This is a genomic window from Microcoleus sp. POL10_C6 (assembly GCF_036701585.1).
Lineage (GTDB): Bacteria > Cyanobacteriota > Cyanobacteriia > Cyanobacteriales > Microcoleaceae > Microcoleus.
Map to the genome: position 1 here is coordinate 38,325 of NZ_JAUBRB010000014.1, position 11,700 is coordinate 50,024.

12 protein-coding genes are annotated in these 11,700 nt (G+C 47.8%); 3 read left to right on the top strand and 9 right to left on the bottom strand.

Annotation, left to right across the window (positions count from 1 at the left end; translation table 11 throughout):
• Positions 1-647 precede the first annotated feature (647 nt).
• From QUA34_RS10160 to hflX, 7 genes are all read right to left on the bottom strand, one after another.
• Positions 648-1,229: a hypothetical protein gene (locus QUA34_RS10160; protein WP_333386191.1), complete on the bottom strand. Its 582-nt coding sequence runs from the start codon at positions 1,227-1,229 to the stop codon at positions 648-650.
• Between the two features lie 166 nt (positions 1,230-1,395).
• The gene (locus QUA34_RS10165; protein ID WP_333386194.1) at positions 1,396-3,234 is read right to left on the bottom strand and encodes a CHAT domain-containing protein; all 1,839 of its coding nucleotides are present in this window, start codon (positions 3,232-3,234) and stop codon (positions 1,396-1,398) included.
• Positions 3,235-3,342: 108 nt separating this feature from the next.
• A complete protein-coding gene (locus QUA34_RS10170) occupies positions 3,343-4,482 on the bottom strand; it encodes a Gfo/Idh/MocA family oxidoreductase (RefSeq protein ID WP_333386197.1) in 1,140 nt (379 codons plus the stop codon).
• Positions 4,483-4,655: 173 nt separating this feature from the next.
• Positions 4,656-5,615, bottom strand: a complete 960-nt coding sequence (gene gshB / locus QUA34_RS10175) for a glutathione synthase (RefSeq protein ID WP_333386200.1) — start codon at positions 5,613-5,615, stop codon at positions 4,656-4,658.
• A gap of 67 nt (positions 5,616-5,682) precedes the next feature.
• Positions 5,683-5,946, bottom strand: coding sequence for a glutaredoxin 3 (grxC, locus tag QUA34_RS10180; RefSeq protein WP_333386203.1), 264 nt, complete (start codon positions 5,944-5,946; stop codon positions 5,683-5,685).
• 486 nt (positions 5,947-6,432) lie between these two features.
• Positions 6,433-6,765: a PEP-CTERM sorting domain-containing protein gene (locus QUA34_RS10185; RefSeq protein ID WP_333386206.1), complete on the bottom strand. Its 333-nt coding sequence runs from the start codon at positions 6,763-6,765 to the stop codon at positions 6,433-6,435.
• Positions 6,766-7,229: 464 nt separating this feature from the next.
• Positions 7,230-8,825: a GTPase HflX gene (hflX, locus tag QUA34_RS10190; protein WP_333386209.1), complete on the bottom strand. Its 1,596-nt coding sequence runs from the start codon at positions 8,823-8,825 to the stop codon at positions 7,230-7,232.
• 49 nt (positions 8,826-8,874) lie between these two features.
• Here hflX and QUA34_RS10195 point away from each other — a divergent pair, with 49 nt between their 5' ends.
• The 3 genes from QUA34_RS10195 to QUA34_RS10205 all read left to right on the top strand — a co-directional run bounded on the left by QUA34_RS10195 (position 8,875) and on the right by QUA34_RS10205 (position 10,196).
• Positions 8,875-9,000 (top strand): hypothetical protein, encoded by a 126-nt coding sequence (locus tag QUA34_RS10195; RefSeq protein WP_333386212.1) that lies wholly within the window; start codon positions 8,875-8,877, stop codon positions 8,998-9,000.
• Between the two features lie 403 nt (positions 9,001-9,403).
• Entirely contained in the window at positions 9,404-9,616 is a 213-nt protein-coding gene (locus tag QUA34_RS10200) for a chlorophyll a/b-binding protein (RefSeq protein WP_333041855.1), read from the top strand.
• 301 nt (positions 9,617-9,917) lie between these two features.
• Entirely contained in the window at positions 9,918-10,196 is a 279-nt protein-coding gene (locus QUA34_RS10205) for a Photosystem I reaction center subunit PsaK (RefSeq protein WP_333386214.1), read from the top strand.
• Positions 10,197-10,358: 162 nt separating this feature from the next.
• On the opposite strand, the gene QUA34_RS10210 is transcribed toward QUA34_RS10205, so the two are convergent.
• Both QUA34_RS10210 and QUA34_RS10215 read right to left on the bottom strand, forming a co-directional pair.
• Positions 10,359-10,907: a DUF1349 domain-containing protein gene (locus tag QUA34_RS10210; protein ID WP_333386217.1), complete on the bottom strand. Its 549-nt coding sequence runs from the start codon at positions 10,905-10,907 to the stop codon at positions 10,359-10,361.
• 6 nt (positions 10,908-10,913) lie between these two features.
• On the bottom strand, positions 10,914-11,684 hold the full coding sequence (locus QUA34_RS10215) for a CPBP family intramembrane glutamic endopeptidase (protein ID WP_333386220.1): 771 nt from the start codon (positions 11,682-11,684) through the stop codon (positions 10,914-10,916).
• Positions 11,685-11,700 lie beyond the last annotated feature (16 nt).

Sequence of the window (11,700 nt, forward strand, 5' to 3'; positions counted from 1 at the left end):
TTGCTTGCTGTTGCCAAACTGCTTAGCGAGTCCAAACCTGGCAAAATATAGCAGAAGGAAGAAGGAAGAAGGTTTGAGTTACCCAGGAGAGAAGTCATATGGATTCCGGTAACACTGGAATGATGGGGAGTGGGGAGTGGGGGAATGTGGAATTATTGACCTTGACTTTATCATTCCCACTCAACCGGAAAAGATATCAGAAGCAATCTTCGGCAAGGATTTCAGCAATGTCGGCAACAGGCTTTCGGGCCTATTCCATAATAAAAAATAATTCTTGTGGGCCGTTTCTGCGACGCCGCCCATAAAAAGCTGATTGAAAATACTGCCACATCTGGGTCATAAACGTCGGGCACGCTTGCTATAGTTCAAAAAAAATTACAGAAGTTCTCAATCTTGGTGAGGTATGCCCTATGCCCACGGAGGCCTATGCCCACGGAGGCCTATGCCCGCTTATCAAGCGTGGATCTCATGTTACTGAGCAAGGCTATATCTTGTCTACAAATCAAATAGGATTGCTATATCAAACTATAGCAATCCATAAAATTTAGCAATTAGATGAATGTGACATCTAACTAAAGGTAGATTAATTTTATATTAATTTAAAAAAATTACCGCGTTCGCAGCACAAAAATTTAGCCATCCAAAAACTAATCAGCCATTTCTAATTGCGAGATTGCATAGCGGGCGACAGCCAAACTAACTCTGGCTTGTTCTATTTCCGACAATTGGGCCCAAGGTCTTGTAGTAGCCATGACTAATTCCCCCCCTTCCGAATCAACATCTCGCATGGCATAAGCCAAAGGACGTGCCAACACCTGCAAATCTTCCTCAGCCCACTGAGGCAAAATATCTAAGACGCACTCTACCATTTGGTCAGCTAAAGATTGATACTTAACAGTGGCGTTTTGCACGCTTTGAGCGATGCTGGCCAGAAAATCTTGAGGAACGCGAGCAAATTTCTCGCGCAAAGACTTGTGCAGAGCAGTCGTCAGCCAAACTTGTTCTAATTGCGAGAATAAAACTTGCGACTTCAGGGCAATATCGCTGTCGCTGAAGGAATCAGATAGCGCAAATTCCTGCTCTAGGGCAGCTAAATAAGATTCGGATTCAAGCTGTGCAGGATTCCAGGGATAAGCAACATCAGTCTGAACAATTGTGGCGAGAAGTTCCATCTGGGCTTGAGTTTGTGAGTCGCGAAAATATTCAGAATCAGTAGATTGGGTAGCCATGATGTAATACCTAGGTGGGAAAAGGAAAAGACAGAAGGGGGACTGTGCCAAGAGCTAGTTGCGAGCCATCAGTGGTGAGTAACTCTTTTAAATTCAGACTGGACACTCAAGGCCCAGAACTTTGCTGTGCCAGTAGCCGCTTGTCTTCATTAGCTACACCCGCACCTTAATTCGTTCCGCAATCAGTCTCACTGTACCCCGAAGTTTTAGGAACCTCAATAGTGAACTCAAAAATCTGACCTTGAGAACTGCCAAATTTTAGCTGAGTCCCGCTGCGTAGCAGAAATTCTTGGTGGTGAACTCTCTGCCATCCCTCAGATCCCAAAACTAGAGTCCCGTAGCGAGAAAAATCGCGCAGGAAGTAGCTAGGTTCTTCCCGGCTATCTCCGATAGTGTTCCGGCAGAAAATCTCGGCGTGTTTTTGAGAAACCCACTGTTCTCGAATCACTACGTCATTTTCTTCCCAGCGTCCGACTCGAACCATACCTGCGCGAATCGGCCAAACCTGATTAATCGATTCGGTGGATTTGGCATTTGGTCGATCGCGCCCCCGCAAATAAGCACAAGACGGCAACCGTCCCAACCAAGTAGAAGAATTTAAAGGCAATTCTGTTTTGAGGTCATCTACCGGCTCAGTTAGCTGACCGTCAAACTCAGGGTGCATATAAAGCACAGGCAGCGTCCAAGCCGGTTGATTGAACTTGTAGAGGGTCAATAACTGCTGTCTGGCGACGGCGACTGCCCGATCGATCGACATCCGTCCGGCCAAAGCTTGGGCAAAAGTTTGGATAAAACTCCGGGCCTCGCGATCGGCGATCGAGTCCCGCATCCCCAACACCGCAGGCACCCCGTGATGAATCAGTACCTCAGCCAAACTGCTGCGGGCGATCGCCTGTTGCTGACCGTTAGTTGAGTGCAGCCTCTCCACCGCCGGCTGAGCTCCCCAGCAGGCATTAAACACCGCCAGAGTCACGCGGCACCGAACTAAAACCTGAGCCAGTTCAGTGCCATTAATCGCCGTTTCCGGCCCCAAAAACAGCAAACCGCCGTCGGGGCCCGGTATCCCGTGGCCTGCGTAAAACAGAATGTTGTAAGCTTGCGTTTCCAGCCGAGAAATGAGTTCCGCCGGAGTAGGTTCGATCAGAGTATCGACGCGAGTCGGAACGCTGATGTCAAAATATTTGTCGCTGTCGTCGGTTTGAAAAGCACTTTCCAGAACGCCAGCTAGGGCGAGTGCTTCTTCTCCCAACTGCAAATGACCGTTATTACTCTTGGAAAATTGAGAATTAGCACCGCCGCCGGGTTCTGCTTGTCCCAAAACTAGCAAAATGTTGAGCGACTCCGCAGGCTGCAGGGGTGGCAAAGGTTCAACATTGCTGGTAGTTCGGCTGAACAGCAGTTGCTGCGACAGAGAAATTGCCGGTTGACCGGCTTGAGGCTGCATAATTTCCCAAGGTAAAGCAATTAAATACGGTTCGCGCAAGTCTACGCGCACTCGCAGAGGTAGATTTTGCCCGATCGCGATACCTTTACTTTCCTGGAGACTACCCTGAATCGGCCCTTCAAACAGCCACTGCCAAAGATTAATCCCCAAATGCTGCATCAGGCGGCTGCTGTAGCTTGCCGGTGGCCGAGGCGGATGCTGATCCCCTTTGTCGCCCCACCCCTGTTGACCGAGGTGGAGCGGAACAGAGGGCGTCGCTGGAGCGAGGTGGAGCGACTGAGGACTTCGTTGTTCAGTTTCTGCCAGTATATTCTGGTTGTTTTCCGGCGAGACGAAACTTCCATCAGGATTTAGGGGCAATTCGTGAATTGTCCCGGAGGGCGAAAACATTTCCTGCCAAGCTTTCCAAGATTGGGAGAGGGTATCGGGCCACATACAGTCGTGGTGAACGTACCCGCTGGGATAAGGAGCTTGTAGAACCCAAGTGGCAAAATGGTTTGCCCCAGCGGTTCTCAGGCGAGCGATCGCTATACTGAGGCAAGGACTTTCAGGGCGCGCCATTCACAACTACCGACTCTGGATATAGGGTGGGATTGAGTTTCTCTATTTGTAGTTTATCGGGTTTGGGGTGCGATCGAGTGCGTGAGATTGCTTTGGCAGTTTTTACTTTTACTTAGTGCCCAAAAATTTATCTATATTAGGTAAATCTACCCAAGTTCCCGTAGCATTCGACTCCTGGGTCAAATCCATCAACAACTGTGAGTAAACCCCTTCTCTGAGGGACGGTATCAAAGATTTACCGGCATCTATTGCTTCTACCCACCTATCTACTACTCGAATAAACGGGGCAATTCTCCCGTCTGGATATACTTGAGGAAACTCCAATCTTTGAGGAATTTTGATTTCAGCTAAAGGTTCTCCACCTTGGGAACCCCACAAGCGAAATCCGTGGACGTAATCTTGCTGGTTGTCGCTTCCTAACACCAACGTACCCTTACTTCCGTATATTTCCACCCAGTGTCCCCGCCCTTGATAAGTAACAGAACTCAAACAAACTTGACAAGGAGTTCCCCCGGCTAATTCCAACATCAACGCGCACGAATCATCTGCATCAACTAATTTTAAATTTCCTGAATCATTCGGATCGGGCCGCCGCGAAATTCCTGTAATCAAATGCCCAGAAAGCCTTTGGGGCGGGCCGAACAGCCAGCTAATATAATCAAAAACGTGAGAACCAGTCGCGCCCAAAACTCCGCCGCCTAGATCTTTTTGCGCGTACCAATTCCAGGGGCGATTAGCATCAGCGCGGCTCGACACCAGCCAATCAATCTTAATTAAACGCTTCTCTCCCACATATTCTGCTGCCAATAATTCTGCTAGCATTTGCCATGCGGGGATGAAGCGAAACTCAAAGTCCATTGTGGCAATTGCTCTAGAACCACCATTTTTAAAATCGGTTGGAGATTCGTTGTTGGCCAATCGGTAAAGTTCCCTGGCTTCATTTGCTGTCAGGGCTGTGGGTTTTTCTAATAATAAATGCTTGCCTGCTTCCAAAACGGTTTTTGCCATTTCAAAATGCAAAAATGGCGGCGTGGAAATGCTGACGCCCGCCACTTCTGGGATGGCTACTATATCGGCGATCGAGTCGCAAGCGTAGGGGATATTGTGGGTAGAGGCGAGATCCTTTGCTTTGTCTAAATTCCGGTGGTAAACAGCCACAACCTCTGTCCGGTGATGGGCCTGGAAGCCGGGAAGGTGCACTTTTTGACCGAAACCTGTACCGACTACTGCTACGCCTATTTTTGACATAATTTAATAATTGGGAATTGTTAACTGTTGACTGTTGACTGTTCACTGTTGGCAGTTGTTAGTTGGCAGTTGGCAGTTGGCAGTTGTTAGTTGTTAGTTGTTAGTTGTTAGCTGCAACCAATAACTAATAACTAATGACTACTGACTAATGACTACTGACTAATGACTAATGACTACTGACTAACCACCCATTCAATTACTTGTTTTCCCAAACTAACGCCATCAAACAAGTCAATTTCTCTGATCCCTGTAGGGCTGGTGACATTAACTTCTGTGAGATAGCCGCCAATAATATCAATGCCGACAAAGTACAGTCCGTCCCGTTGCAGCACTGGTTCTAACTGATCACAAATTTGCAGTTCGCGATCGGTAATTTCTGTTTTTGCGACTCGGCCGCCGACGGCCATGTTGCCACGAAATTCATTGCCGGTGGGAATGCGGTTGATAGCACCGATGGGCTTGCCGTTCAACAATATAATCCGTTTATCTCCCTCTTTGGCTTCCGGCAGATAAGTCTGAACCATCACTGGAATTTGCCCTTGTTGAGTGCTAATTTCCACCAGGGAGTTGAGATTGCGATCGCCCGCTTCCAAGAACAAAATCCCCTCGCCAGCTTTGCCACCCAAGGGTTTAAGAACTGCTGCTCCTTTTTTCTCCACAAATTGCCGAATTACCTGCTTGTTTTGAGAAACAATTGTCTCAGGAATCGCTCCCTCAAATTGCAAAGCATACATCTTTTCATTCGCCGCCCGCAATCCTTTGGGACTGTTAACTACCAAAGTTTTAGCGGGATCGATGCCATCTAGAAGGTAAGTAGCGTAGAGGTAAGGAATGTTGACTGGGGGATCTGTCCGCATAAATACTGCATCCATTGCTTCCAGAGGCTGCAAAGTAGGATGTTCTACCTGGTACCAAGCCTCAGCAGCCTCCCAGCGTCCATCTACCACTTTTACTGGGGTGAGGGCTACCCGACTGAGCATTGCCCAGGTTTTGCCGCCGATGACGCTTAGTTCGTTGGCTTGAGCCGCCCAGACTTCGTGACCCAACTCTTGAGCTGCCTCCATCAGCGCTACGCTGGTATCGTGTCCTGGAATTAGTCGCGCGAGGGGATCGATGATGAATGCAAATTTCATTGTCAATTAAAATTAAGAATTGGTCGCAGGCAAATTTGGGCTAACGCAAAATTCGACAGGGAATGCCTCATTTTGCCGCTAGCAGCGGGTCTAGCTGGCCTAGAGCATCCAGTTTGTGGATGTCGTCGCAGCCGCCTATGTGTTGGTCGTTAATGAATATCTGGGGCAGGGTGCGGCCTCCGTTGGCTCGATCGCTCATTTGAGCCCGTGCTGCTTCATCTCCGTCGATCGCGTACTCTGTAAAATCAACCCCTTTTCGTTTCAGCAGTGCTTTGGCACGAATGCAAAACGGGCAGGTTCTCCAAGTGTAAATTTCTACTTTAGGGGTCATGGGACGCTCAAACAATAACAATATTTTTTAATTGTAATCTTAACCATAGTGCGGACTGTTTTTAGTTCCTCGGCTGAAACCCTCGATTTTTCCTTGGTAGCCAACTTGCCTTGGAACCTTGAAACCCTTATTCTACGGTTGCCTATAAAAAACTGTCCGAAGGATTGATCTTAACCAATCTTATTTTAATTTTTATATTTTAATTTTTATATATAGCAACATATAGCAACCTTATCTTTTGTACCGGAGGTTATTCATTGCTGAAACCCTTGCCACCAATTGCATTTGCCTTCTTCCTTTTTTTTACCCTGACTGAAGTCGCTATCGCTTTCTTCCTTCAACATCCGGCTCTATTTGCAGCGCACAACCGAAGCGAGGTGTCAAGTTATTTTTTATACAATTTTTTATATAAATTTAAGTAAACAAATACCCATGCTTAAAAAAACGGAGACATGGTAAAGGCAAACAGGTTGGTCATCAGCCTGCCTAGCGCTGCGGACCAACCTGCTTGTTTCGCTTTCTGCACGAACACATCATTCCTGCACCTGTCAGTAGGACTGCGATCGCAGTACCCGGTTCAGGAATAGAAGTTGAGCTTCTCGAAGGTGTGATGTATATTTGGGACAAACTCCCCTCGGTCGCCAATTGCGGGTCGGATGTCGTTGCTGTTGATGTCTGGCTGGAGGCACAGGCAGTAGAATAATTTCCCGGACCGCAGACATCTACTGCTGCTGCCGGAGGGGCGGCAGCTAGATAGTAAAACGCTGTTGCCATTGTGGCAGAGAGTCCAATTGCTAGTTTTGCCAGTGGCGTACACATAACTATTTAGTTAAACAGTGGTAAAATCGAAAAATAGAAATAGTCCTAGAGATTAGCGCTGTACGACGGGCAAGGATTTTAGAGTTCTTACAATAAATGGATGTATTCTCTCGCGGACGCCTGTAAAAGATAGTATAGCGCTTGAGATGAGTGCCCAAACACTTTAATAATATTATTCTCTTTCACCTTGACATTCCGTACCGTGGTTGGGCCAGAGTGAAGCAACCTCTTTTTGCAACCTCTGAAGCAACAGCCCTTACAGCCATTAACAAAGAGTCTTTTTACCTTGACCGCGGTCTCGGGCAATTATTTATTTAACCGAGCGCAAAATAGAGATGCTGTATTGTACTTTGCAATGCACAATCTGACTACTCTTTTATAATCTCATAGTTCGACTAGATCTGTCCTCAGTATATGTACGTATATTCCCCGATGTCAACTATTCAAAAGGAATATTTAAGTATTTACCGAGGGTAGAGGACGTATTGAATGAGCTGAGCAAGTCTGTCGCGGAGAGTTTCCATCCCAAGACCTTTGGCGGCCGAAATAAATACTGCTTGAGGAAATTCTTCTCGGGCGAGAGCGAGAGTATCTCCATCTACGGCATCGATTTTGTTAAAAACTACAAGGGCTGGCCCTGGCGTTACGGGCATATCGGTCAAAATATTCATGACAGATCGAATTTGGCTCTGCCACGCGGGATGGGAGAGATCGACGAGGTGCAGCAAAGCATCGGCATCAGTGACTTCTTCGAGGGTAGCCCGGAAAGCGTCGATCAAGGCGGGGGGCAGTTCGCGAATAAAGCCCACTGTATCTGTGAGGACGATCGACAGCGGTTCCCTGGTGACAGTGCCGGGAATGGTCAACCGTCGAGTTGTGGGGTCGAGGGTGGCAAATAACTGGTCGGCGGCGTAGACCTCGGAATTTGTGAGCAGGTTGAGCAGAGTCGATTTACCTGCGTTGGTGTAGCCAACGATCGCCACTGAGGGTACATCGTGATGATGGCGGTTCTGCCGCAGCCGGAAGCGGTGCGCCAGCAGTTGATTTACTTCTTGCTGCAATCGAGAAATGCGTTTGGCGATCGTCCGCCGTTCGGTTTCTAGCTTGGTTTCCCCAGGGCCTCTAGTACCGATGCCGCCACCCTGTCTCGACATTGCCTGACCGCGACCTCTGAGCCGGGGCAGGGCGTACTCTAGCTGAGCGAGTTCGACTTGCAATTTACCCTCGCTCGATCGAGCTCTTTGGGCAAAGATGTCGAGAATTACCTCTGTTCGATCGACAACGCGAAGACCTATCTGAGTTTCCAAGTTCCGTATTTGTGCGGGGGCCAGGTCGCGATCGAATACCACGAGATTAGCACTAATCGTCTGAGCGGTGAGGGAAATTTCCTGAACTTTGCCTTCGCCGACGACTGTTTGCGGATGGGGGCGCGATCGTTTTTGGCGCACTGTTTGCAGAACCTGACCCCCGGCGCTTTCAACCAGCCGCGTGATTTCTGCGAGCCCGTCCTCAAACTCCAACTGAGTCATGTGCTGAGTCATGACACCTACCAACAGCACTTTGTCTTGGTCTGCATCGACCTGCTTAGCGACAAACTCTGCTTGAAACTCTGCTTCGAGTCCTTCCACCAAATCCAGAAAGTCTTGGTCAGCGAGTTCGTCCAAATTCAGCGGTTCTGATATTTTCCAGGGAAAGTGTGGAGTTTGAATTAGTGACTTTGGAATAGAAGGCTCTTCTATTTCATCAGTTGCATCTGGTTCTAACTGAGCGCTCAAAACAGAGAACTCAAAATTTGGCTGATCTCCCTGGGGTATCAGGTGAGCGAGATAAGTTTCTTGGATGTAACCAGTCGCACCGCCGCCGCGGCGCTGAAATCCTCCCCCGGTCAGTGTCAGCCAAACGAGGGCGTCCAGGCGCTGAATTGCCATTGCTGTGAGGGCTGCTTCGCTTGGGGTTTCTGGCTTCAGGTGGGTGGCGATGCAGCGAATGCCGCTGAGGCGACCTCCCCCGTAGCGGGGCAATTCTAGGGGCGCAATCTGCGTTTGCCGGGGTGAACCCACGCCGACGCGAATTACTTGTCCGCGGCGGTTGATGTAGGTGCAGATTGGTTTGTCTATTTCCGTGCTGATGGCGGCGACGCGCTGGGCGAATTCTGCAGTGGTGATGCGATCGCCCGGTAGTCTTTGGTGGTACAGCTTTTCGAGTTGCTTGAGCTGGCTGGACTTTAAACCTTGAAGATGGCCGTAGATGGTTTCGATAACTGTTTCTCCTGATCGCTCTGTTTATCTCCTATTTTAATTAACTCCCGCGCGATGTGTTCGGCTTTTGAGCTGAAATTTACTAAATTTTCTTGCGTCTAGGAGCTCGCGGATTCGGTATTGTCGAGTCACCAGCGCCGTTGTTTGTCGCTAGGGGGCGATGGAGCCTTTCACAGCGGGCATATCAACTTGCAGTTGTATTTAGTATCTACAGATACAGGCGATCGCTTAAAAATCTCCCTCAACAAAACTTAACACTTTATTTTCGGTTTCAAAATCCTCCTTTAGACTTGTGTTTATCTTGAGCCTACAGGCAGATAGCAAAGCAGAAATTAGGCCGCTACCATGAGAAGCGAAACATTGTTAAGGAATGTAAAAACATGGAAACTCGTCCTACTAACTTGCCTCCTACAGCGAATGCTTACAACGGCAAAGATCGGAATGCCTTTTTGTTTGGCTTCAACCCGCAAGCAGAACTTTGGAACGGTCGCTTAGCGATGATCGGTTTCTTAGCTTATTTGCTTTGGGATGCCGCTGGATATAGCGTTCTCCGTGACATACTTCACTTTCTGCCTACCTACATTGCTCAGTAATGAGTAGCGGTATTTCCTGTCTGGCAGCGTGACTAAATGCCGCCACTGCCAGACAGGCTAAAAGTTACAAATGGCAGCGAGTATGGTTTTGTCCCTTTGTATCTTTCGTTACTTTTGAATGGCATTAAAAGACTTCTTGCTGTGATTCCATGATTACGGGTGGGGGCGCTGTCGCCGACGCAGTGAATATTGACAGCAACAGATATTTATGGCGTAAGGGCGATCGCCCCTGCTGTATTTTTGGCAAGAAATCTCATCGAGCATTTCTGATAATTTATGAAAAATAGGAGCATCAACAACGATGATTAACTCAAATTTACTGGCAGTAGTAGCATCGACTGTGACTGACACAGCATCAGGAAATTGGCAAAAGCCTCTGGTGATGTTTGTTTGCAATATCTTAGCATTGCTAGTTCTCAGCCGCCGAATTTGGTATCCCCACGTCGGACCGAAAATGCCTTTACCCTTTCCCTCTTTGTTCAACAATGTTAGCGTACCGGCATTTCTGGCTTGCATGAGCGCAGGTCATTTGCTCGGAGCATTCACGATTTTGACCCTCAACATCGACAAGTATTTTTAGGATAAATAGCATCGTTTTTGTGGCGATTTAGTGCTACAAATTGTATTAAGTAGGTTCAAAACCGCCCAAAAAATCAATGGCAGGGGTAAGTGAAAAGCACTCACCCCTAATTTTAATTTTATATATGGATTGGCGCAGAAATCGTTTTTTTTACCATCCACATTATATCAGCTTACTATGCTTAAACCCTTCAAATTTGACTGCAAATCCTTCACCTTGGGGAGCCGCACACATTAACCCAACTTGAACGATTGGTGAGTCAGTTAGATATGCCAATCGCATCATTGAATAGTCTGACCCATTCAAAGAGTATTGCACTTCCACCGTTTCAGCTCGGCGCTTTACCCGCAGCCACAGGGAAACTGGTGGCACTTCAAGCGGCATAACAGACCAATCGGAATAGTCTCGTGTCACAACCGCACTCACGTTTTGCACTCCCTCAACAAACTCAATGCCGCACTTGAGCCAGATATTTTCGCTTTCTCGAATCATCAATCCTGCTTGATCGTAGAGCGATTGATAGCAACCAGTAATTTTGACTTCTGCTGTAAAGTCGCCTGAAACTTGACGGTAGTAAAAGTTGCCGTTATCGCGAATGAATCCGTAATGAGTTTGCCGCCAAAAGTCAGTCTTTGCCCCGGCGGTAATATGGATAACGTCGTTATCCTCATGCCATTGTAAAGGTTCGTTGTACCATTGCATTGTTTGCATCTCCTGCTAACTTCCTCCAATTCCGTGCAGTACTAAATCGGCCAAAAAATGAGATAACATAGCGTATTCTAATCCCCAACGCCAGTAAAGAAAACCAAAGGGAATTCCTAAGAGGGCATTGAGTGTAATGGTGCGGAGAATGACGATTGGGGTTAGCCCCCAAAGATTGGCAGCGGCAGGCAAATGACCCACGCCAAACAATATTGCCGCCGCCACAATTGCCAGCCAAAAAATCCATGTAGAGGGTTGCAGTTTGTCTCGCTCAAAAATCTTCCAAAGTAGCCACGCCATCAATGTCATAGCGAATAGCCTCAGCAACAGTTCTTCGGTAATGCCTCCGTAAAAAGAAGCTAAGAGGCGTTTCCAGAGGTCAATTTCGAGCGTTGTTGGAGTTGCCGTTGGCGGCATCCAAGGTTGGAAAGCTAAACTCAATCCTATCAGGACAATGCCACCGATGCAGCCTACAATTAGCGCCGTGTTAAGGGCAGATTTAGAAAGAGTTGGAACAGGCTGTCGATACACCAGCGCACGAATGAGGGGGGTATCGAGTCCCATTGAGTTGCCTAGGCGTAGTCCAATCCAATTCAGGAGAATCAAAAGAAGTCCAGTTTGAAGGGCGGACGCAATAGCTATAACAGGTAACGGTGTAGGCAGTTGCGCGACTGCTGGATTCAGAGACAGCGCATAAGGAAATAATGCCAACGCTGCCAGAGTGCCCAGTAAGGCCCAAAATAGCGCCAATCGCAGGTGATGTTTTTTGGAACTATCTGTAGTCATAATTTTTGATTTTATC

What these genes read in the sequence shown, in the direction of transcription:
- QUA34_RS10170 (WP_333386197.1), bottom strand. Translation starts at nt 4,482, where the DNA reads ATGTCAAAAATAGGCGTAGCAGTAGTCGGTACAGGTTTCGGTCAAAAA.
- QUA34_RS10210 (WP_333386217.1), bottom strand. Translation starts at nt 10,907, where the DNA reads ATGCAAACAATGCAATGGTACAACGAACCTTTACAATGGCATGAGGAT.
- grxC (WP_333386203.1), bottom strand. Translation starts at nt 5,946, where the DNA reads ATGACCCCTAAAGTAGAAATTTACACTTGGAGAACCTGCCCGTTTTGC.
- gshB (WP_333386200.1), bottom strand. Translation starts at nt 5,615, where the DNA reads ATGAAATTTGCATTCATCATCGATCCCCTCGCGCGACTAATTCCAGGA.
- QUA34_RS10185 (WP_333386206.1), bottom strand. Translation starts at nt 6,765, where the DNA reads ATGTGTACGCCACTGGCAAAACTAGCAATTGGACTCTCTGCCACAATG.
- QUA34_RS10165 (WP_333386194.1), bottom strand. Translation starts at nt 3,234, where the DNA reads ATGGCGCGCCCTGAAAGTCCTTGCCTCAGTATAGCGATCGCTCGCCTG.
- QUA34_RS10160 (WP_333386191.1), bottom strand. Translation starts at nt 1,229, where the DNA reads ATGGCTACCCAATCTACTGATTCTGAATATTTTCGCGACTCACAAACT.
- QUA34_RS10200 (WP_333041855.1), top strand. Translation starts at nt 9,404, where the DNA reads ATGGAAACTCGTCCTACTAACTTGCCTCCTACAGCGAATGCTTACAAC.
- QUA34_RS10215 (WP_333386220.1), bottom strand. Translation starts at nt 11,684, where the DNA reads ATGACTACAGATAGTTCCAAAAAACATCACCTGCGATTGGCGCTATTT.
- QUA34_RS10205 (WP_333386214.1), top strand. Translation starts at nt 9,918, where the DNA reads ATGATTAACTCAAATTTACTGGCAGTAGTAGCATCGACTGTGACTGAC.